At 27.5% G+C, this 20,676-nt stretch carries 20 protein-coding genes; 2 read left to right on the forward strand and 18 right to left on the reverse strand.

What is annotated here, in order from left to right; translation table 11 throughout:
• Nucleotides 1–10: 10 nt before the first annotated feature.
• From A2J15_RS03440 to ilvC, 5 genes are read right to left on the reverse strand one after another with little or no spacing between them, the layout of a single operon-like run.
• The gene (locus tag A2J15_RS03440) at nt 11–889 is read right to left on the reverse strand and encodes an RsmB/NOP family class I SAM-dependent RNA methyltransferase (protein ID WP_066776660.1); all 879 of its coding nucleotides are present in this window, start codon (nt 887–889) and stop codon (nt 11–13) included.
• Nucleotides 879–1,262, reverse strand: a complete 384-nt coding sequence (gene ruvX, locus A2J15_RS03445; protein ID WP_066776657.1) for a Holliday junction resolvase RuvX — start codon at nt 1,260–1,262, stop codon at nt 879–881. Before ruvX ends, A2J15_RS03440 begins: the two co-directional genes overlap by 11 nt.
• Nucleotides 1,259–2,032 carry a DNA-processing protein DprA gene (locus A2J15_RS03450; protein ID WP_066776851.1) on the reverse strand — a complete coding sequence of 258 codons (774 nt, stop codon included), beginning with the start codon at nt 2,030–2,032 and terminating at the stop codon, nt 1,259–1,261. The genes ruvX and A2J15_RS03450 overlap by 4 nt, the downstream gene beginning before the upstream one ends.
• Nucleotides 2,022–3,092: a divergent polysaccharide deacetylase family protein gene (locus tag A2J15_RS03455; RefSeq protein WP_066776653.1), complete on the reverse strand. Its 1,071-nt coding sequence runs from the start codon at nt 3,090–3,092 to the stop codon at nt 2,022–2,024. The genes A2J15_RS03450 and A2J15_RS03455 overlap by 11 nt, the downstream gene beginning before the upstream one ends.
• A 3-nt stretch (nt 3,093–3,095) precedes the next feature.
• Nucleotides 3,096–4,118: a ketol-acid reductoisomerase gene (gene ilvC, locus A2J15_RS03460; RefSeq protein ID WP_066776649.1), complete on the reverse strand. Its 1,023-nt coding sequence runs from the start codon at nt 4,116–4,118 to the stop codon at nt 3,096–3,098.
• A 118-nt stretch (nt 4,119–4,236) separates the two neighbouring features.
• Between ilvC and A2J15_RS03465 the strand changes: the two genes are divergently transcribed.
• Both A2J15_RS03465 and A2J15_RS03470 read left to right on the forward strand, forming a co-directional pair.
• Nucleotides 4,237–6,174, forward strand: coding sequence for an RNB domain-containing ribonuclease (locus A2J15_RS03465; protein ID WP_066776646.1), 1,938 nt, complete (start codon nt 4,237–4,239; stop codon nt 6,172–6,174).
• Nucleotides 6,167–7,138: a DNA polymerase III subunit delta gene (locus A2J15_RS03470; RefSeq protein ID WP_066776643.1), complete on the forward strand. Its 972-nt coding sequence runs from the start codon at nt 6,167–6,169 to the stop codon at nt 7,136–7,138. The genes A2J15_RS03465 and A2J15_RS03470 overlap by 8 nt, the downstream gene beginning before the upstream one ends.
• A gap of 50 nt (nt 7,139–7,188) precedes the next feature.
• On the opposite strand, the gene A2J15_RS03475 is transcribed toward A2J15_RS03470, so the two are convergent.
• The 13 genes from A2J15_RS03475 to A2J15_RS03535 all read right to left on the reverse strand — a co-directional run bounded on the left by A2J15_RS03475 (nt 7,189) and on the right by A2J15_RS03535 (nt 20,675).
• Nucleotides 7,189–7,533: a hydrogenase maturation nickel metallochaperone HypA/HybF gene (locus A2J15_RS03475; RefSeq protein WP_066776640.1), complete on the reverse strand. Its 345-nt coding sequence runs from the start codon at nt 7,531–7,533 to the stop codon at nt 7,189–7,191.
• The gene (gene hypE, locus A2J15_RS03480) at nt 7,533–8,507 is read right to left on the reverse strand and encodes a hydrogenase expression/formation protein HypE (protein WP_066776637.1); all 975 of its coding nucleotides are present in this window, start codon (nt 8,505–8,507) and stop codon (nt 7,533–7,535) included. Before hypE ends, A2J15_RS03475 begins: the two co-directional genes overlap by 1 nt.
• A complete protein-coding gene (hypD, locus tag A2J15_RS03485; RefSeq protein ID WP_066776635.1) occupies nt 8,504–9,595 on the reverse strand; it encodes a hydrogenase formation protein HypD in 1,092 nt (363 codons plus the stop codon). The genes hypE and hypD overlap by 4 nt, the downstream gene beginning before the upstream one ends.
• On the reverse strand, nt 9,567–9,860 hold the full coding sequence (locus tag A2J15_RS03490) for a HypC/HybG/HupF family hydrogenase formation chaperone (protein WP_066776632.1): 294 nt from the start codon (nt 9,858–9,860) through the stop codon (nt 9,567–9,569). The genes hypD and A2J15_RS03490 overlap by 29 nt, the downstream gene beginning before the upstream one ends.
• Nucleotides 9,861–10,607: a hydrogenase nickel incorporation protein HypB gene (hypB, locus tag A2J15_RS03495; RefSeq protein WP_066776629.1), complete on the reverse strand. Its 747-nt coding sequence runs from the start codon at nt 10,605–10,607 to the stop codon at nt 9,861–9,863.
• A 73-nt stretch (nt 10,608–10,680) separates the two neighbouring features.
• Entirely contained in the window at nt 10,681–12,876 is a 2,196-nt protein-coding gene (hypF, locus tag A2J15_RS03500) for a carbamoyltransferase HypF (RefSeq protein WP_066776628.1), read from the reverse strand.
• On the reverse strand, nt 12,857–14,377 hold the full coding sequence (locus A2J15_RS03505; RefSeq protein ID WP_066776626.1) for a hypothetical protein: 1,521 nt from the start codon (nt 14,375–14,377) through the stop codon (nt 12,857–12,859). The genes hypF and A2J15_RS03505 overlap by 20 nt, the downstream gene beginning before the upstream one ends.
• 42 nt (nt 14,378–14,419) lie before the next feature.
• The gene (locus A2J15_RS03510) at nt 14,420–15,067 is read right to left on the reverse strand and encodes a M48 family metallopeptidase (protein ID WP_066776624.1); all 648 of its coding nucleotides are present in this window, start codon (nt 15,065–15,067) and stop codon (nt 14,420–14,422) included.
• Nucleotides 15,043–16,359 (reverse strand): MATE family efflux transporter, encoded by a 1,317-nt coding sequence (locus tag A2J15_RS03515; RefSeq protein WP_066776622.1) that lies wholly within the window; start codon nt 16,357–16,359, stop codon nt 15,043–15,045. The genes A2J15_RS03510 and A2J15_RS03515 overlap by 25 nt, the downstream gene beginning before the upstream one ends.
• Before the next feature lie 232 nt (nt 16,360–16,591).
• On the reverse strand, nt 16,592–17,875 hold the full coding sequence (locus A2J15_RS03520) for a GntP family permease (RefSeq protein ID WP_066776619.1): 1,284 nt from the start codon (nt 17,873–17,875) through the stop codon (nt 16,592–16,594).
• 15 nt (nt 17,876–17,890) lie between these two features.
• Nucleotides 17,891–18,655 carry a 3-hydroxybutyrate dehydrogenase gene (locus tag A2J15_RS03525; protein ID WP_066776613.1) on the reverse strand — a complete coding sequence of 255 codons (765 nt, stop codon included), beginning with the start codon at nt 18,653–18,655 and terminating at the stop codon, nt 17,891–17,893.
• A gap of 14 nt (nt 18,656–18,669) precedes the next feature.
• On the reverse strand, nt 18,670–20,034 hold the full coding sequence (locus tag A2J15_RS03530; RefSeq protein WP_066776610.1) for a TIGR00366 family protein: 1,365 nt from the start codon (nt 20,032–20,034) through the stop codon (nt 18,670–18,672).
• 8 nt (nt 20,035–20,042) lie between these two features.
• Nucleotides 20,043–20,675: a 3-oxoacid CoA-transferase subunit B gene (locus A2J15_RS03535; RefSeq protein WP_066776607.1), complete on the reverse strand. Its 633-nt coding sequence runs from the start codon at nt 20,673–20,675 to the stop codon at nt 20,043–20,045.
• Nucleotide 20,676 lies beyond the last annotated feature (1 nt).

Genomic DNA, 20,676 nt, shown 5'->3' on the forward strand with positions numbered 1-20,676 from the left:
AAATCCAATTTTAACTTAATTTTCTAAGTTTAGCTATAAAAAATCCATCATAATCTATACTTGGTAAAATACGTTTACATTTTATCATTGTACTAAATTCATTACTTTTGGCATCTTTAGCTTTTGCATTTTCTAAATTAATATCTAAAAGCTCTATATTAAATTCACTTCTTAATGCATTTTCTATTACTTCTTCATTTTCTTCTTTAGTAAAAGTACAAGTACTATATACAAGCTCTCCACCTATTTTTAAAGCTTTTAAAGCTGAGTGTAAAAGCTTTTTTTGTAATTTAGAAATATTTTTTATCTCTTTATAATTTTTTTCTAATTCAAAGCCTATTTTAGAAAGTGTTGAACAAGGTGCATCAAGCAAAATTTTATCAAATCTTAAAGGACATAAATTACCAATGCTTTTACCATCTTTCATATAAATTTTAGCATTTACTCTATAATTTTTAAGATTTTTTTGAAGCGTAAAAAACCTATCTTTATTTACCTCATTACAAACTAAATGAGCTTTATTTTGTGTAAAATTAGCCAGGTTGATACTTTTTCCACCAGGAGCAGCACACATATCAAGTACACTTTGACCTTCTTGAATATCTAAATTTAAAGCACATAAATAAGAGGCATAATTTTGTATATAAAAATTATATTCTTTAAAAGCCTTCATAGAACTTAAAATACTTTTATCTTTAGCTTGAAACAAATAACAATAAGCATTTATTTTACGAAATTTTAAACCTTGTTTTAAAAATTCATCTTCTAAAATTTTAGCGTTAGAAACTAAAGTATTTAAAAAAATACAAATATTTTTTTCTTCTTCAAAAGAAGACAAAAGATTTTCAAACTCCTCTTTAGTGTAAAGCTTTCTGATTCTAGAGAGCAAAATAATCCTTTATCATAAGCAAAGCAGCTAAAGAATCTAATTTTCCATCTTTTTTACGAGTATTTACCACACCCAATTCTAAAGCAGCTTTGCTAGTTCCACTCTCATCAACAAAACAAATTTCTTTTTTAAAATCAAGCAAAGATATAAAATGTTTAATACGCTTTGTCATTTCTTCTTGACTTGATCCTCCTTTTGGAATACCTACTATAAGCAAAGAAATATCATATAATTGAATCAAAGCTTTTATTTCATTAGCAGCCTGATAACGATTCTTTCTTAACACTGCATCTAAAGGTAGAGCAATTTTTTTATCCACACAAAGTGCCACACCTATACGTTTTAAACCCACATCTAAAGCTAAAACCTTCATTTTAACACCCTTATAAAAAGACTTTCTATAGAAATTTTTCCTTCAAGTTCATATTGATAAACTTTTTCACCAAAAATTTTTAAGGCCTCATCTACACTTACACCTTTTTGACAAAACTCTAAAAATTCATCTTTTTGCATATTCAAAGGTGCAAACTCATCCACAAAATCTCTTAAATCATAAATCAATTTTGCTTTATTTTCTTTCAAAAGTAAATTAGTTCCCATGCTTTCATGAAGTCTTTGAGGCAAAACATATAAAGGTTTATTTAATTCTAAAGCAAGTCTAGCACTTTGCATAGATCCACTTTTTATATCAGCTTGTGCTATAACAACAACTTTACTCAAAGCAATAATCAAACGATTTCTAAATAAAAAATCATAATTTTTAGGCACATAATTATCCTCATTTTCACTCAAAGCCAAAGCATTTTGATAAATTTGCTTGATTATTTTTTCATTTGTTTTAGGATAAATTTGTCCCAAACCATTAGCAAAAATACCTATAGTATTAGGCATAGCTGCCATACTTGCTGTAATATCTACACCTAAAGCACCTCCACTAACTATACAAATATTAGCATTTTTAAGCATACTAGCTAAAGAAAAAACACAATTTTTTGTATAAACATTCATGCGTCTAGATCCTATAATAGCAATCTTATCTTGTTTTAATAAAGATAAATTTCCTTTATAATATAATTTTTTAGGTGGTTTTTGTAAATTTTTAAAATATTCTAAAAATTCACAATCTAAAATTTTACTTACCATAAATTTCACTCAAATATACAAGATTCACACTTTTTAACAAATCTTTACTTTGCTCTAAAGCCTTAAAAGTGTTTTCCTTAGGGTGAGCTATAGCCAGAGCAAAACCTTTTTTTTGCGCAAGTTTTACTGCACTGAAAAGTTGTTTTTTAATATATGCTATATCATCTTCATTGTCCAAAAAAATATCTCTTTGTATATAAATTTGTCCTAGCTCTTTAGCTATTTTACTTGCTTTAGAATAAGCTATAGTTTTAGAGTCTACAAAAAATATATTTTGAGTTTTTAAAACTTCATAAAGGTTTCTCATAGCCTTTTCATTACTAGTAAATAAACTACCTGTATGATTATTAATATATCTTAAATTCTTAAAATCTTTTTTAATTTGTTTAATTTTTTTATAAATTCTTTCTTTGCTATCATTAGGACTCAAGGTATCAAGTTCAGGTTTATTATAATCAATAGCAGCTAAAGGCAGATGTACCATATAAAAATCAAATTGCAAAGCAAGTTTTGGCGTATTATTATGGTTTTTATCTGGTGGAAAAAAGGAAGGATTAAGTTTTAATTTTAAAGCTTTCAAATTCTTAACTTGATTTGCATTAGCCATATCATCTATAATAATAGCAAGTTTTGGCAAAGAATTATCTTTGATCGGTTTCACATCCTTTTGCAAATGTAAATTATCCTGTAACGAAGTATTTTCATCTTTTAAAATGAAATTTTGGTTTGACTCTAAACTAAGATTTTGCTCTTTATTGCTTAAATTTTGTTCTTTCAAACTTATATTCAAATCTTTAATTCTTTGCTCTAAAATACTTATAGCTTGATCATTTTGAATACTTTCTTCTTCTATAGGTTTAAAAATACCAAAATGTTCATTTGTTATATTTTTATCAATAAAATCTATATTTATTTCTTGGTTTTCTTTGGTTTGAATAATAAAATCTGATTGATAATTAATATTTTGGGAATTTTTATACTTAATTAAAATTCCCACAAATAAAACTATACAGATTAAAAAAAATATAAGTACAATAAAAGATAATTTCTTTTTTGACAAGGCTTAATTCTTGTCTTTATCTACTAATTTTTTAGCACTAATCCAAGGCATCATAGCACGCAAATTACGCCCTGTTTTTTCTATTAAAGAATCATTCATATTTTTACGCTCTGCATGCATTCTTGAAAAACCTGCACGACGCTCCAAAATAAAATCTTTGGCAAAAACACCATTTTGTATATCTTTTAAAACCTTTCTCATAGCTTTTTTGGTTTCTTCTGTAATAATCTTTGGTCCTGTAATATAATCACCATATTCTGCAGTATTTGAAATAGAATAACGCATATCAGCAATCCCTCCTTGATAAATCAAATCTACAATGAGTTTCATTTCATGCAAACATTCAAAATAAGCCATTTCAGGTTCATAACCTGCTTCAACCAAAGTTTCAAATCCTGCCTGTATTAAAGCACTAAGTCCACCACAAAGCACAGCTTGTTCACCAAATAAATCAGTTTCTGTTTCAGCCTTAAAGCTTGTTTCTATAATACCTGTACGTCCTCCTCCAATAGCACTTGCATAACTTAAAGCTAAATTTTTAGCATTTTGGCTTTCATCTTGATAAATAGCGATTAAACAAGGGGTTCCACCACCTATAACAAATTCATTTCTTACTGTGTGCCCTGGTGCTTTGGGTGCAATCATAATCACATCAATACCCTTAGGAGCGACAATTTGTCCATAATGGATATTAAAACCATGGGCAAAAGCTATAGCCTTACCTTCACTTAAATTCGGTTTAATTTCAAGATTAAAAATTTCTGCTTGAATTTCATCAGGAGCTAAGATCATAATTACATCAGCAAGTTTTGAAGCCTCACTCACACTCATAACATCAAAACCTGCATTTTTTGCCTTAGTATAACTTAAACCATTTTCACGAAGCCCTACAATAACATCAATACCACTATCTCTTAAATTCATAGCATGAGCATGACCTTGAGAACCAAAACCAATAATAGCCACTTTTTTTGATTTAATTAAATTTATATCACAATCTTTATCATAAAACACCCTAATTGCCACAATTACTCCTTAAAATTCAAAAAATTAAAAAATCCATTATAACAATTAAAGTATAAATTTCATATTTTTTTTATAAACTTTATGTAAGAATTTCATAAAAAGTTACAAAGTATAAACAGTGAAAGAATTTTTAAATAGTCTGAATTATGGTATAAATGTTTCTAATATCAATAATGATTTTAAACAAATTTTAAGAGAACTTTTAGTTCATAACATTATCAAAGAACACAAAAATAAATATTATCTTAATAATGGTTTTACCTTTGGAAGACTTGATATTTCATCTAAAGGAACAGGATTTTTAAAAAGCTTTGATGAGAATTTTAAAAAAGATCTTTTAATAGAAAATAAATATTTAAAAGGAGCAAATTATAAAGATATTATTGCGGTAAAACTACTACCTTTAAAGAAAAAACGTCCTAGCGCTAAAGTGGTTTTAATTATAAAAAGAGCTAATGAAACCTCTTTAGTAATTACTAAAAAATATGGTCAAGCTATACTTGGAATGAATATAAAAACAGGTTTAAGTACTGCTTTAAAAGCCTCTCAAAAATCTTTAAAAAATTTGCCTCTAGGGACAATTTTAAAAATAGAAAATGAAAATAATAATATTATAGAAGTTTTAGGACATATAGATGATGAAAAAGTAGATGAAAAAATTTCTTTAGCACTTTTTAATAAAAATAATGATTTTAATGATATTTGTATCAAAGAATCTCTAGCTAATGGTGATACTGTAGATGCTAATATGTATAAAAATCGCACAGATTTAAGATCTTTGCCTTTTTGCACCATAGATCCTATTCATGCAAAAGACTTTGATGATGCAATTTATTTTGATATAAAAAAACGTGAGATTTATGTAGCTATTGCTGATGTAAGCGAATATGTTTATGCTTATAGTGCTATTGACAAAGAAGCAAGAAATCGCGGATTTTCAATATATTTTCCTCATATTGCCATACCCATGCTTCCACGTCCTTTAAGCGAAAACATTTGCTCTTTAAAACCTAATTTAGATCGCCTAGTTTACTGTTTTAAAATTACTTTAAATCATAAATATAAAGTTGTAAAAGAAGAGCTTTTTGAAGGTATTATCAACTCAAAACGCCGTTTTAATTATGATGAAGTAGATGAAATTTTAATAAATAAACCTGATTTAAAAGAATTATCTTGGCTTTATAAACTCTTTGAGGTCACTCAAATTTTACGCAAAAACCGTCTTAAAAATGCTTTTGAATTTCAAACTGAAGAACTTAGAATGACCTTAGATAAAAATTTACATCTTAAAAGTACTGTTTTTGAAAAAGATACTCCATCGCATAATTTAATAGAAGATTGTATGCTTTTAGCCAATAAAGCAGCTGCAAAACTCATAGATATAGGCATTTTTAGAAATCATTTAAGCGCAGATACAAAAAAAATTGATAAACTTTTAAGCGCTTTACGTGAACTTGGAATTGATGCTCATTTTAAAGGTAATTTTTTAGAACTCATACGTAATATACAAAATTTAGCCGATGAACTTAATTTAAGATCAGAAGTCGATAAACTTATTATTAAAGCACAAAAAAAAGCTGAGTATTCTAGTATTAATGCGGGACATTTTGGTTTAGGTTTTAAAAAATATTCTCATTTTACAAGCCCTATACGCAGATATTCTGATCTTATTTTGCACAGACTTTTAAAAGCCAAACAAAAAAACGATGAAAAATTATTTAATTATTTACTTTTAAATATAGAAAATACTTGTCAAAATCTTAACATACTTGAAAGAGAAGCTGATAAAGTAGCATTTGATTTTATGGATAGAAAATTTGCCAGATGGGCAGCTAAAAATATAGGAAAAACATTCAAGGCCTTAATCATACAAAATGATGGAATTTGCATAGCTAAGCTCGAAGACGAAATTCAAGGAGCTGATCTTATTCTTTATGATACAAAAGTAAATTTACTAGAAAGAGTTGAAGTGCAAATTATACAAGCAGATATTGTAATGGCTAAAATTTATGGAAAAATCACCCAAAAATTAAACAAAAAGGAAGAAAATGTATAGAAAAGATCTTCAAAACCTACTTACTAAAAATTCTATTTCTAACTTTTTTTTCCTTTATGGATCAGATAATTTCCAAATTGAACTTTATAGTGAGTTCATTAAAGAAAAATATCAAGCTGATGAAATTTTAAAACTGTTTTTTGAAGAATATAATTTTACTATAGCAAATGATTTTTTATCTTCTGCTTCTTTATTTAGTGAAAAAAAACTACTAGAAATTAAAATTTCTAAAAAAATACCTATAAAAGATCTTAAAATTTTAGTTGATCTTTGCCAAAAAAACCTAAATCATTTTTTTATTTTGGAATTTTATGATGAAAATTCTAAACAAAACGATATAGAAAAAATTTTCTCTCCTCATTTTGTACGCTTTTTTAAAGCCAATGGAGCAAAAGAAGGAATAGAACTTTTAAGTATTAAAGCTAAGCAACTAAAAATAGAAATTACTCACAATGCTTTATTTACTTTATTTACAAATTTTGATGAAAATTTATACCTTGCAGCCAGCGAACTTAATAAATTTTATGGTTTAAAAGTAGATGAAACAACTATAAAACAATATTGTTATAGCTTAAATTTAGGAAATTTTGAAAGCTTTTTTGAAAAAATTTTAAAAAAACAAGACTTTCAAGGTGAACTTGAAAAAATTTTAGATCATTTCAATGAAATTGCTTTAATTAATTCTTTATATAATGCTTTTTATCGCTTATTTAAAATCGCACTTTATGTTAAAATCAATGGAAAAATAGACTTTAAAGAACTTTTAGGTTATACACCTCCACCCCAAGTAGGACAAAACTTAAGCTCGCAAGCTTTCAGTTTAAAAATTGAACAATATAAAGAAATTTTCACCCTTTTACTTCAAAGTGAATATGAACTTAAAAGTAATTCTAAAATTATAAAAAAAGAATTTTTAATTTCTAGTCTACTTAAACTCGCAAGAATCATCAAATCAATAAAATAAAAAATCAATCAAATGCATAAAAATATCAAATACTTATATTTAAATTTTATTTATTCCATTACCAGTCGCATAAGATGCAAATCTTCACCTTGAGTGATTTTATAATCTAAAGCATTACAATGTGAACATTTAAAAATATTTTCTTTTAAAACACTCACTTTATGACATACCAAACATGTAATTTCAAGCGGGGCAAGCTCCATAAAAAGCAAAGCATCTTTACAATAAGACGAATTTTCTTTAAAAGTTTCAAAACAACGTTTAAAAAGATCTCCTTCTATACCACTTAAACGTCCTATTTTAACATAAATTTCTTGTACTTTTTTAGCTTGATTAGCTAAAGCTTGTTCTTCGCAAAGTTCTATTAAAGATTCTACAATACTTAATTCATGCATTAGCAAATTCTTGGCAAAAGTTCACCCTTAGGAGATTCTAAAAAACGCTTAGCCCCATAAGAGTTTTCTAAGATTACTTGTGCTTTTTTTTCTTCTAAAACCCTACCTATAATATTTGCATTTTGATTGTATTTTTTTAAAATTTCTAAAGCCTCTTTTTCATCTTCTTGTTCAACACAAAGTATGAAAGTTCCTTCATTTGCAAGTTCAAATGCTTCATAGCCAAAAAGTTCGCAAAGTCCCATAACCTCATCTTGTACGATAATTTTTTCTTCAAAAACTAATAAATCATACCCGCTTTGTTTTGCCCATTCATTTAAAACTGCACTCAAACCCCCACGTGTAGCATCACGCATAGCTACTACTTTAATATTTTTTTCCAAAAGCTCCAAAACTTCTTTATTTAAAGCCTTACAATCACTTTTCACATCTGCTTGCAAATCATTTCTTTTAATCAAAACACTAGCCCCATGTCTACCTATATCGCCTGAAATAAGTATACTGCATCCTGCATGAATATTTTTAGTTTCTTTTTTAGAAATGATTTCTCCTAAAACTGTAGTATTAATATAAATTTCATCACCCTTGCCTTTTGGCACCACTTTAGTATCACCACAAACAAGAGTAAGTTCGCATTCTTCACACTCTTTTTTAATACTTTTTAAAATAATTTCAAGTTTGTCTATTTCAAAACCTTCTTCTAGAATAAGACTCAAACTTAAATATTTTGGCTTTGCTCCCACCATTAAAACATCATTTACAGACCCACAAACACAAAGTTTTCCTATATTTATTTCATCATCTAAAAAAATAGGATTTAAAACAAAAGAATCTGTGCTTAAAGCTAAATTTCCTAAAATAGCTGCATCATTAGCCTCATTTAAAATTTTATTATCAAATATTTTAAAAAATTTTGTTAAAAGTTCATTACTTTCTTCTCCACCGCCTCCATGTGCCAAAGAAATATTTTTCATACACCAACCTTTGAATATTTATAATATGCTGCACAAGCTCCTTCACTTGAAACCATACAGCTTCCTATAGGATTTTTTGGAGTACAAGCCTTACCAAAAACTTTACAATCATAAGGCTTAGCCAAACCTCTTAAAATTTGACTACAAATACAAGCTTTACTTTCACTTTTACTTTGCACACTACAATCAAATTGTTTACTTGCATCATAAGCACTAAATTCTTCCTTTAATTTCAAACCACCCTCTTTAATAAGCCCTAAACCACGAAATTCAAAATCACAAATTTGAAAATATTCTTTAATTAAATCTTGAGCTTTTACATTGCCTTCTTGACTGACTGCTCTTTTATATTGATTATAAACTTTAAAACTTCCTTCATTAACCTGTCTTACTATATTTAATATACTCTCTAAAATATCAACTGGCTCAAAACCACTAACAGCTATAGGAACTTTAAATTGTTCAACCAAAGGTTCATAAAGCTTATAACCTGTAATTACACTCACATGAGAAGGACCTAAAAAAGCATCAATTCTTACATTTTTATCACTCATAATTGCTATAAGTGGGGCTGGAACAGTAACATGATTAATATGAAAAAATACGTTTTTTATTTTTTCTTCTATAAGTTTTTTAAGAAGCAAAGCACTCATAGGAGTTGTTGTTTCAAAACCTATAGCAAAAAAAATAATAATTTTATTTGAATTTTCTTTAGCAATTTTTAATACTTCAAGAGGAGAATAAAGCGCTCTAATATCAGCTCCTTTTGCTCTTAAATCAAGTAAAGAAAAATCACTTCCTCTTACTCTTAAAAGATCTCCTAAAGTACAAAAAATGGTATTTTTCATAGAAGCAAGTTTAATGGCAACATCAATGCGATTTCGTGGCATAACACAAACAGGACAACCTGGACCATGAATAAAATTAATCGTTTTTGGCAAAATCGAGGTTAAACCATATTTCATAATATTGTGAGTATGGCCTCCACAAATTTCCATAATATTAATAGGAGTTTTAAGTTCTTTAACTATAAGTTTTTTTAAAGCTAAAATACTATCTTTATTTCTGAATTCGTCGATAAAATTCATTTAAACCTAAATCTCCTTCATCACTTTTTATTTCTTCATTATTCATTTTTTCTACGATTTCTTCATAAGTTTTTATGCTTTCTAAAGCAGCTTCTTTATCGATTTTCTCCATAGCAACACCAACATGAATTAAAACATAATCACCCTTTTGCAAAGATTCATCAATCAAGTCTAAATTCACTTTTCTTCTTACTCCTAAAGTTTGCACTAAAGCATTATTAAACTCGTCAATTTCTAAAATTTCAGATGGAATAGATAAACACATTTAAAAAAGCTCCTTTTTAAATTTAAGCAATTTATACCAAAGCTCCATATTAGTACCATTTTTAGCATCAAGACTAATAATATCAGCTCTTGGACTTAATTCTTTAATTAACCGACTTGCCTCTTTAATGTCAAAATCAAAATGATGCGCCAAATCAGCTTTGCTAATAAGTACAATATCTGCTTTTTTAAACATTACAGGATATTTTTGTGGCTTATCACTACCTTCGGTTACAGAAAGTAAAACGACATTTAAGTGCTCTCCTAAATCATAACTTGCAGGACATACTAAATTTCCAACATTTTCTATAAAAAGCAAATCTATATTATCTATAGATAAATGATGCAAAGCTTCATGCACCATAAAAGCATCTAAATGACAACTTTGCCCTGTAGTGATTTGATAAGCTAAAGCACCTGCATTTTTAACTCTTAAAGCATCATTATTAGTTTCTAAATCTCCTTCAATAACCGCGATTTTAAATTCATCTTTTAAAGCCTTAATAGTATTTTCTAAAAGAGTTGTTTTTCCACTTCCTGGAGAACTCATTAAATTAATACAAAGTGTATTAGTCTCATTAAAATGGGTTCTATTATGCGCAGCTTGTTCATCATTTTTGCTTAAAATTTTTGAAATAACTTCTATAGTTTTACTTTCTTTTAAACTAGGATTTTCATGATGAACATGATGATGAGTATTTTCATGAGGCATGGATGAATTAATAGAGCAACCACAATCTTTGCACATTTGTTATCCTTTATAATTTTTATTTTGAATTTTAACTTTAAAATAATTAAAAAATTATGAGTTTTTAAAATATTTATTTTAATTTTTGCAAATTTAAATAATGCACCATTTGTCCTAAAGCTATGGAACTATCATTACAAGGGTATTTCAAAGGTACATAAAATTTAAAATTTTTATTTTTTAAAAGCTCTAATAAAGTTTTATTTTGAAAAACACCACCACTTACAAGCACTTTTAAATTATAATTTTTACTAAAAGTGATAATAAAATTAGCCAAAGCATTAAACATACCTGTAATAGCTTTTGTTTTATCATCTTTTAAAGCGCCTAAAATCAAGTTTTTAAAATTAATCTGTCCCTTTTCATAAAAAAGCTCATAAGAAAAATCAAGTTTTTCATCATAAAAAGCTTCACACATTAAACCTATATGCGCCTCATAAGAAATTTTATCCATATTAAAAACTATACTTCCAAAAGCATCGATAATACGTCCTAAAGAACTAGTTTGTAAAGTAGATTGAGTGTAAATTTTTTTCAGGTTTTCAAGTTTAATTTTAGGAATTTTATTTAAAAACTCTTGAGCTTGATCTTCTAAATTATAATGCCAAATCAAACTTAAAGCTAAATTTTGTATATTTTTAATATCACTATTAATGAGAGTAAAATTTTCAAAATGCGCTATCCTCTCATATTCTTTTAGATTTCCTATAAAAATTTCTCCACCCCAAATCTTACCATCTTCTCCATAGCCTGTACCATCATATATAAAAGCTAAAGCTTTTTCATCTTGAATAAATTCTTTCTCATATTCAAAATATGCCGCACAAAAATGCGCATAATGATGAGCAATTTTTTTCGTATTTTTAAATTGTTTTATATAACTAAAATGCGGATGTTTATCACAAAGTATTGCATCAAATTTTAAATCGTAATTTTGCTTAAAAAACTCCAAAAGACTAAAAAATCTTTCATGGACATCCACACTTTTTAAATCTCCTATATAAGGAGAAATCAAAAATTTATTTTCATAAAAAATCACAAATTCATTTTTAAGTTCAGCACCTAATGCTAAAAAAGTACCTTCTTGTTTAAATTGATTTTCTAAATAAAAAGGATTTAAAGCCCTTGAAGTGCGTAAAAACATAACCTCTTTATTAAAAACCTGTGCTATACTATCATCACTTGCATTAATAATTTCTCTTTCATAATCTAAATAAAAATCAAAAACACCGCTAAGTTTTTGAAGCAAATTTTTTTCATCTTTAATAATACTCTCTCCACTTAAATTCGCACTCGTTGCAACAAGTGTACCATTGAAAAACTCAAAAAGTAAAAGATGCAAAGGAGTATAAGCTAACATAATACCTAATTTATTGACATTAGGAGCTATAAAAGGATATTTTTTTTTAGCTCTTAAGATTACAATGGGTGCTAAATTACCGCTTAACAAAGCCTCTTCATGTTCATTTATAAAAGCAAGTTCTCTAGCATAATTTAAATCTTTACACATCAAAGCAAAGGGTTTTTCAGGACGATTTTTTCTCATTCTTAAAAGTTTTAAAGTTTCTTCATTAAAAGCATCACACATTAAATGAAAACCACCCATACCTTTAATAGCTAAAATTTTACCTTCTTTTAAAAGCTGAGCACATTTTACAAAAGCATTTGTATCCTCAGCTAAAATTTCTCCCTTTTGATTTTTAAGAAAAACACTTATTTTGCATTGTGGACAACTAATAGGCTGAGCATGAAAACGCCTATTTTTAGGATCTTCATATTCACTCTTACAAAATTCACACATAATAAAATCTTGCATACTAGTATTACATCTATCATAAGGAAGACTTTTTATAATACTAAAACGCGGTCCACAATGTGTACAAGTAATAAAAGGGTATAAAAAACGCACATTATTTTTATCAAAAAATTCTTTTTTACATTGCTTACAAAGGGAAAAATCACTTAACATAGGTACACTTTTTGTATTTTGTAAAGAAGAGCTTATCTTAAAATTTGTATATTTTGGAATAGAAGTTTTTATTATATCAAGTTTATCTATTCTAGCTAGAGTTGGAAGATGGTTTTTTATCTTTTCTATAAAAATTTCACATTCTTCTTGAGTGCAAGCTAGTATAATTTCTACTCCAAAACCATCATTTCTTACTTCTCCAAAAAGATTTAATCTCAAAGCCCATTCAAAAACCAAAGGACGAAAACCCACACCTTGGACTAGTCCTGAAATTTTTATTTTATATCCTAAGTGGCACATTGCTAAGCTGACAATTTTTTAGATGTTTTAAAGTATTTTTAAGTAAAGCCTTATGCTCAAACAAAGAACCACTTATTAAGGCTAACTCACTTAAATTTTTATCCCTTAAATCATCATAAGTATCACGTAAAAAATAAGCTAAACTTTCTACAACTCCATAAGCAATATTAAGACTATCCACTCCTGCTAACATAAAACTCATGACAGAACGCACAGTCCTCGTATAATCAAAGCTTTTATTTTCTTTTAAACGATAATCAATCTTAACTCCTCGTGGCATTTTTGATTCATCAGCAATTTTTAAAAGTTCTTCTCCTGCCTTTTGTAAATTAGTGTCTAAATTAAGCACTCTACCCACCAAACAAAATAAAGAATAAAAATTATTTTTAAGTATAAAATCCTCATTCAATAATGGAAATTCTTTAGCAAAATTTTCTAAAAGTTTTGCTCCAATTTCATCTTTTTTAATCTCATCATAAAGTTCTTTAGAATCTTTAGGTAAAGAAAGTTGAAGTAAATTAAGCTCTTTATTTACAAGTAAGATATCTTCATAATTCTTGCTTAATTCCAATATAAAAGCTTTTTCCCCATAAAGACTAAGCATATAAGAAATTCTTGCCATATTTTTATCTTCTTTAGAAAAAATCAATTCCTTTGCCTTGATATTTATAAATTCAAAACCTTCTAAAACCACAAATTGATTATCTAAAGGTACAATTTGAAAATCTTTTTCATATTCTTTAATTTTCTTAACGCTTAAAAATTTATATCCATCTTCAAACAATTTAAATCCTAAAGCAAAGCAAAACAAATCTTGTGCAAGTCTTATTTTAAAATCATGGAATTTAAGATTATGATTTTTTCTAAACATAGCATTTAATCTTAATTTTATCAAAGGTTTTTCAAGACTAGCAAGAAATTTTAAATTTTCATTTGAACAAATAAAAGCTGAATTAATAGCTTTAATATCACAAGGAACTAAAAAATCGCAAGTAAAATCATCCTTAAATAAAGCCAATTCATAAATACCTTTTTTATCTTTTATATAAATACTTTTATCTTTTAATAACAAACTAAAAGCTTGGTCTAAAAATACATTAAAACAAGTTTCATCAATACAATGAAATTCTTTTAAATCACTTGAAAAATAAGATTCGCAAAATACACCCCATTCATTTTTACTTAAAACTTTTTTTTCTTGATAGGCACTAGAATTTAAATGGGTGATATAAGAAAATTTTAAAAAATCTTGATCTTCTATACAAGAAGAACTAAATTTTTCTCCTATTTTAACATCAAATTTTTTTAAAAAAATACTATGACTCATCAATTTTAAAGAATCGCAAAAAAGCTTTAATTTCTCCTCATCACCTTCAATTACAAAACGATAGGTATCCCCTTGCTTCTCCAAAGCATAATGATAATCTTTCGCATAAAAACGCAATAAGTATTCAAATATATCATTATTTGCGCTATAAATAAAATCAAATTCTAAAATCATATTATGCCTTTTTTGAAAAATAAACTTATAAATATAACATTTTTAACTTAAAAATTCTTTCTCCCTTTGTCTAAAATCATTCATAAAATATTCTATAAAATGATAAAATTCTTTAGCATGATTTGGAAATTTTAAATGAGCTAATTCATGCAAAATAACATATTCTATGGCTTTTAAGCTTTTTTGCAAAAGTTTTAAATTTAAATTAATATAAGCCTTATTATAATTGCATGATCCCCAGCGTGTTTTCATGTTTTTAATACTTAAATGAGTATAAATTAAACCTGTTTTTCTGCTCCATTTTTTAAGATAAAATAAAAAAATCTTTTGAGCATTTTTTCTTAAAAATAAATCTAAGCTTTTTTGATTTGGGCTAATAATAGTATTTTTATTAAAATAAGTTTTTTTAGCATGCGTATTAAAAATAATTTTATATTTTTTAGCTAAAAAAATTAATTCTTCCTCATTTAAAGATTTTTGTTTAAATGCTTGCTTAGATCTTTTTATCCATTCTTTTGAGTCATCTAAAAACTTATATACAGTAGAAAAAGGACAAAAATAAGGTATACTAAGAATCAATTCGCCTTTTTCATTTATCCTTAATCTTAAAAATTTAATATGTTTTTTAGAATAAAAAAATCTTTCATTATTATAAACTAACTCTTTTAAACAAGAATTTTGCCTTGCCATTGTTTACTTTTCCATCTATAAGAATTTACCATTCCACGCAAAAACTCATCTGCACAAAATCCAATCCAAATACCCAAAATTCCAAGATTAAAATAAAAACAAAGCACATAGCCCACAGGCAAAGATACCCCCATCATAAATACAAGTCCACTAAAAAAAGGAAATCTAGCATCTCCACTAGCACGTAAAGCATTAACCATAATAATATTAAAAGTACGCGAAATCTCAAGAAAAATAGAAAGAGTAAATAAAGGTATCATAAGATTTTTTAGCTCTTCTTTAAGTCCTAAAGTTTGCATAATAAAATCTTGAAATAAATAACTTAAAAAGGCAAGCAAAGCGCTAGCAATAACACTAAAATATAAAGCACGCCAAGTATGCTTATAAGCTATATTTTCATATCTTGCACCAACTAATTTACCTACAATAATCTCATTAGCTATACTAGCTGCTTGTCCTATTAACATGATTAACATTGAGATTTGAAAATAAATAGTTTGTACGCTCAAATTTGCCTCCCCTAAACTTGCTACAAAAGCAAAAGCTATGGTATATTGTATAGTCCATATAACATTTTCACCTGCTGAAAAACCCCCTATATTTAAAACTTTTTTTAAAACTTTTTTTTCTAAATTTATCATTTCTTTAATAGTAAGGTGAATTTGCAATTTATAAAAAAGTATAATAACTAAAGCCACTATAGCAAAAACACGTGCTATGATATTACTAAGCCCTATTCCAAAAAGCTCTAAGTTTGTATAATGTAAAACATAATAATTCCCACAAATTACTACTATATCCATTAAAAAACCTATAATCATAACCCAATAAGCCATATTATAAACCCTAACAATAGCAGCTAAGACAATACTTACAGCATCAAAAAATAAACAAATAGCAAGCATGCGTAAATATATTTCACTATCTTTTAATAATTCTTGTGGAATTTTTAAAAGATAAAGTAAATATTTTCCATGCCAAAAAATTAACACAGCACACACAAAACCTAAAAGTGCATTTAAAAATAAACTTTGATGAATTACTTTTCTTGCTAGCGCATAATCTCTTGCCCCAAGAGCTTGTGCAATTACCACACTACAACCCACGCTTAAAAATGAAAAAATAGTAATAAAAAAGTCTAAAATTTGATTTCCAGCACCCATAGCTCCTACAAGAAAATTAGAATAATGAGAAACCATAGCAGTATTAATAATAACTGTTAAATATTTTGAAAGTAAATCCCAAAAAATAGGAAAAGTAAGTCTTATTAAGGAAAATTGTTTTTTTATCATAATTATTTTTAAAAACCTTGATTTATAAATGATTAATTTTAAGATTCACCCTAAAGTCTTTATCTTTAGAATATATTCTAAATCATACTCTTTAAAAATTATTTTTAAGAGTATGATTGTAATAAAAATATGCTTTTTTTCAAATAAATCTTAACTAAAAATATCTTTAAATAAAATCTTAAGTTTTTATTTAAATTTTTAAAATAATTCCTCAATTTAAGCAAATTCTTTTTTAATAAATTCCAAAATAAGCCAGTATTATACCAACAATTAAAGCTATTATTGGAATAATAACAGCAACTACACAAATATCTAAATAACTCTTTTTATGACTCATACTAGTAATCGCAAGCAAAGTTAAAACTGCTCCATTATGAGGTAAAGCATCAAACCCACCAGATGCTATAGAAGCTACTCTATGAAATAATTCCAAAGGAATATTTTCACTTAATGCTATTTCTTTATATTTTGCACCTAAAGCCTCTAAAGCTATACCCATACCACCAGATGCAGATCCTGTAGCTCCTGCTAATAAATTAACTGCTATACCCTCAGAAATTAAAGGATTAATTTTAAAATCTAAAAGCAAATTAGTTAAAGTTTGAAATCCTGGAACTGCTTTAACCACACTTCCAAAACCCACTGCAGCTGATGTATTAATTATTGCTATTATAGAACCTTGCACTCCTTCATTCATAGCTTTAACAAAATTTCTAAATCTGTGTATATTTAAAAGTAAAATTGCAAAAATACCACACAATAAAGCATTAATTATTTCAAAAGAAAATACATTTAACAAAATAATTACACACAATAAAGGAATTAACGATAAAATAAAATGAGGAATTTTTTCATCTGAGGGTAATTGATATTTATCCTTTGATTCTTCATAAAATTCTCCCAAATTTTTTAAATAATTTTCCCTGTATTTAAGATAAAAATATCCTCCAACAAACATGATTAATCCGCATATAATACCCATAATAGGAGCTGCCATAGCAGTAGTATCAAAATATTTTATAGGAATTAAATTTTGAATTTGAGGACTACCTGGAAGAGCTGCCATAGTAAAAGTAAAAGCACCTAATGCTATAGCAGCAGGAATAAGTCTTTTTGATATATTAGCCTTTTTAAATAAAGATAAAGCTAAGGGATAGACTGCAAAAACTACCACAAAAAGGCTAACACCTCCATAAGTTAAAATAGCAGCTGCAAGAATCACACCCAAAATAGCTCTTTTTTCACCAAGAATTTTTCCTATAGTTAAAGAAACAGAACTAGCCATATAAGTAAGCTCCATCAATTTACCAAATATTGCTCCAAGCATAAAAACAGGAAACCAAGTTTTAGCAAAAGCAACAAAACCTCCCATATAAACATTAGTATAACTATCAAATAAATCCAAACCACCGCCTAAAGCTACCACACCAGCTGCAATAGGTCCAACCCATACTATAGACCAACCAAGATATGCTAATACCATTAAAATAATTAAACCTAAAATTATACCCGTCATATTAATATTACCTCATTATTGTACTGTATAACCTGCATCAATTATCATATTTTGACCTGTTATATGCTTAGCCTCATTAGAAGCTAAAAATAAAGCTAAAGCTGCAATATCATTAATATCAATCAATTGTTTTTGAGGTATTAAAGGATAAAGCACTTCTTCTAAAACCTGATCTACACTAACTCCTCTAGTATTTGCTAAATCTTGCATTTGACCCCTTACTAAAGGAGTATCTATATAACCTGGACAAATGGCATTAGCTGTAATATTAAATAAAGCACATTCTAAAGCTGTTACCTTTGTAAGACCTATAAGCCCATGTTTTGCACTATTATAAGCAGCCTTTCCAGCAAAACCTATAAGACCGTTAATAGAAGATATATTAATAATACGACCAAATTGTTGTTCTTTCATGATAGGTAAAACATATTTTGTACTGCAAAATGCACCTACTAACATAATTTCAATCATCTGCTTGAATTTATCAACAGGGAAATCTTCAATTTTAGCAACATATTGAAGTCCTGCATTATTAATTAAAACATCTATACGTTTAAATTTCTCATAAGCCTTATGAATTAAATTTTGCATATCACTTTCTTTACTAACATCACATTTAATACCTAAAATTTTTTCTTGAGGATAATTTTTCATAGCCAAATTTAAAGCATCTTCATTAATATCTGAAAAAACCACATTATAATTTTGCTCTAAAAATTTCTCAGCCATATTTAACCCTATTCCACTAGCACTTCCTGTAATAATTGCAACTTTTTTCATATTATTTCTCCTTTTTATGTTAAAAAATACAATCCAAAACAAACCACCAAACCTACAAAAATCAGAGTAAGCACACAATAACCCATAATATCTTTAGCACTTAAACCTGCAATAGCTAAAGACGGTAAAGCCCAAAAAGGCTGTATCATATTAGTCCAAGAATCACCCCAAGCTATAGCCATACAAATCACACTAGGATCTACCCCCAAATTTTGTCCAGCAGGAAGCATAATAGGAGCTTGAATAGCCCATTGACCTCCACCAGAAGGAATAAAAATATTAATAATCCCAGCACTTAAAAAAGTCATCAAAGCAAAAGTTTTTTCATTAGCAAATTGCGTAAAAGCTAAAGAAAGCATTTGTGCTAAAGAATTGTTTTCTAAATTATGTCTTATCATCATACCCATGATTCCAGCATAAAAAGGAAATTGAAGCAAAATTCCAGCTGCACTTTTAGCAGAATGATTAATAGCCTTAATATAAGCTAAAGGAGTTTTATGAAGTAAAATTCCTAAAAAAAGAAAAATAGTATTTACTATATCTAAACTAAGTCCTCCCCCTTTTAAAAAATGCATACAAAGATAAATAAAACCTAAAAAAACTAAAAGATAAGAAAGTAAAGCACTATTTTCAAGAAAATACGCTAGGGTTTTATGAACTTCATGACTAATCAATTTAAAATCTTTTTTTTCATTTTCTAATAAATTTATATCAAATTCAATCCTTTCATTTTTTTTAGGATGAATTATAGCCATCAAAAAAGGTAAAACAATAAAAATTACACCAACAATAAATAAATTATAAGTAGAAAAAATAGTCTGAGTAAGAGGAATAGCTTTACTAATCACACCTGCACTTATTGTATGCAAATTTTCATTTTGCGTAGCTATGCTTAAAGGAATGGATCCTGAAAAGCCTCCATGCCAAATCACAAAACCAGAATAAGCGCTCGCAATAAGAAGTCTATAATCCACCCCTTTAACATTTTTTGCAATTTCTTTTGCAAAAATAGCACTAATAACCAAACCAAATCCCCAATTAATCCAATTTGCCACTAAAGATACAAAAGTAACTAAAACTATAGCCATATAGGGACCTTTGGGCAAAAAAGAAAGATATTTTAAAAATTTCTGAATCAATAAAGCATTAGCTAAAGCTTGACCTAATACCAAAACAAGTGCCATTTGCATAGAGAAACCTAAAAGTGTCCATAAGCCATTTCCCCAACTAAAAACTATATCTGATACATTTTGATCTGTGAAAATATAAACAAGAATAAAAACCAAAAAACTTAAAATTCCCACTAAAACAAAAGAATCAGGTAAACATTTTGATGCTAAAAACACACAAGCTGAAGTGAAACGTCTTAATAAAAACATATTATTTCCTACAAACACACCTCAAATTCTGCCTCAGTTTTAGCCCTTATTTGTTCTAAACTTACCCCTTCTTGTAATTCAATAAGCTTCATGCTTCCTTGTTCAAAATCAAAAACTCCAAGCTCTGTAATCAATCTATGCACCACATTCTTACCTGTTAAAGGCAAAGTACATTCTTTTTTTACCTTGCTTTCACCTTTTTTATTAGTATGTTCCATAACAATAACTATTCTTTTAGCGCCTACAACCAAATCCATAGCTCCACCCATACCCTTAACCAATTTCCCAGGTATCATATAATTTGCCAAATCTCCGCTTTGAGATACCTCCATAGCTCCAAGAAGTGCTAAATCAATATGATTTCCTCTTATCATAGCAAAAGATTGGGCACTATCAAAAAAACAAGCCCCTTTAACTATACTTATAGTTTCTTTACCTGCATTAATTAAATCAGCATCTACTTCATCTTCTTTAGGGTAAGGCCCTATACCTAAAAGTCCATTTTCAGAATGTAAAAATACTTTTAAATTTAAAGTATTAATTTTATTAGCTATTAAAGTTGGTATTCCTATACCCAAATTAACATACATCCCATCTTCAATCTCTTTTAGAGCTCTTTTTACTATAATTTGTTTTGACATC

Source organism: Campylobacter hepaticus (assembly GCF_001687475.2).
Taxonomy (GTDB): Bacteria; Campylobacterota; Campylobacteria; order Campylobacterales; family Campylobacteraceae; genus Campylobacter_D; species Campylobacter_D hepaticus.

Bases quoted from the DNA above. Each gene is read 5' to 3' on its own strand.
- ruvX (WP_066776657.1), bottom strand. From the start codon at position 1,262: ATGAAGGTTTTAGCTTTAGATGTGGGTTTAAAACGTATAGGTGTGGCA.
- A2J15_RS03450 (WP_066776851.1), bottom strand. From the start codon at position 2,032: ATGGTAAGTAAAATTTTAGATTGTGAATTTTTAGAATATTTTAAAAAT.
- A2J15_RS03470 (WP_066776643.1), top strand. From the start codon at position 6,167: ATGTATAGAAAAGATCTTCAAAACCTACTTACTAAAAATTCTATTTCT.
- A2J15_RS03475 (WP_066776640.1), bottom strand. From the start codon at position 7,533: ATGCATGAATTAAGTATTGTAGAATCTTTAATAGAACTTTGCGAAGAA.
- hypE (WP_066776637.1), bottom strand. From the start codon at position 8,507: ATGAAAAATATTTCTTTGGCACATGGAGGCGGTGGAGAAGAAAGTAAT.
- hypD (WP_066776635.1), bottom strand. From the start codon at position 9,595: ATGAATTTTATCGACGAATTCAGAAATAAAGATAGTATTTTAGCTTTA.
- A2J15_RS03490 (WP_066776632.1), bottom strand. From the start codon at position 9,860: ATGTGTTTATCTATTCCATCTGAAATTTTAGAAATTGACGAGTTTAAT.
- hypB (WP_066776629.1), bottom strand. From the start codon at position 10,607: ATGTGCAAAGATTGTGGTTGCTCTATTAATTCATCCATGCCTCATGAA.
- hypF (WP_066776628.1), bottom strand. From the start codon at position 12,876: ATGTGCCACTTAGGATATAAAATAAAAATTTCAGGACTAGTCCAAGGT.
- A2J15_RS03505 (WP_066776626.1), bottom strand. From the start codon at position 14,377: ATGATTTTAGAATTTGATTTTATTTATAGCGCAAATAATGATATATTT.
- A2J15_RS03510 (WP_066776624.1), bottom strand. From the start codon at position 15,067: ATGGCAAGGCAAAATTCTTGTTTAAAAGAGTTAGTTTATAATAATGAA.
- A2J15_RS03515 (WP_066776622.1), bottom strand. From the start codon at position 16,359: ATGATAAAAAAACAATTTTCCTTAATAAGACTTACTTTTCCTATTTTT.
- A2J15_RS03520 (WP_066776619.1), bottom strand. From the start codon at position 17,875: ATGACGGGTATAATTTTAGGTTTAATTATTTTAATGGTATTAGCATAT.
- A2J15_RS03525 (WP_066776613.1), bottom strand. From the start codon at position 18,655: ATGAAAAAAGTTGCAATTATTACAGGAAGTGCTAGTGGAATAGGGTTA.
- A2J15_RS03530 (WP_066776610.1), bottom strand. From the start codon at position 20,034: ATGTTTTTATTAAGACGTTTCACTTCAGCTTGTGTGTTTTTAGCATCA.
- A2J15_RS03535 (WP_066776607.1), bottom strand. From the start codon at position 20,675: ATGTCAAAACAAATTATAGTAAAAAGAGCTCTAAAAGAGATTGAAGAT.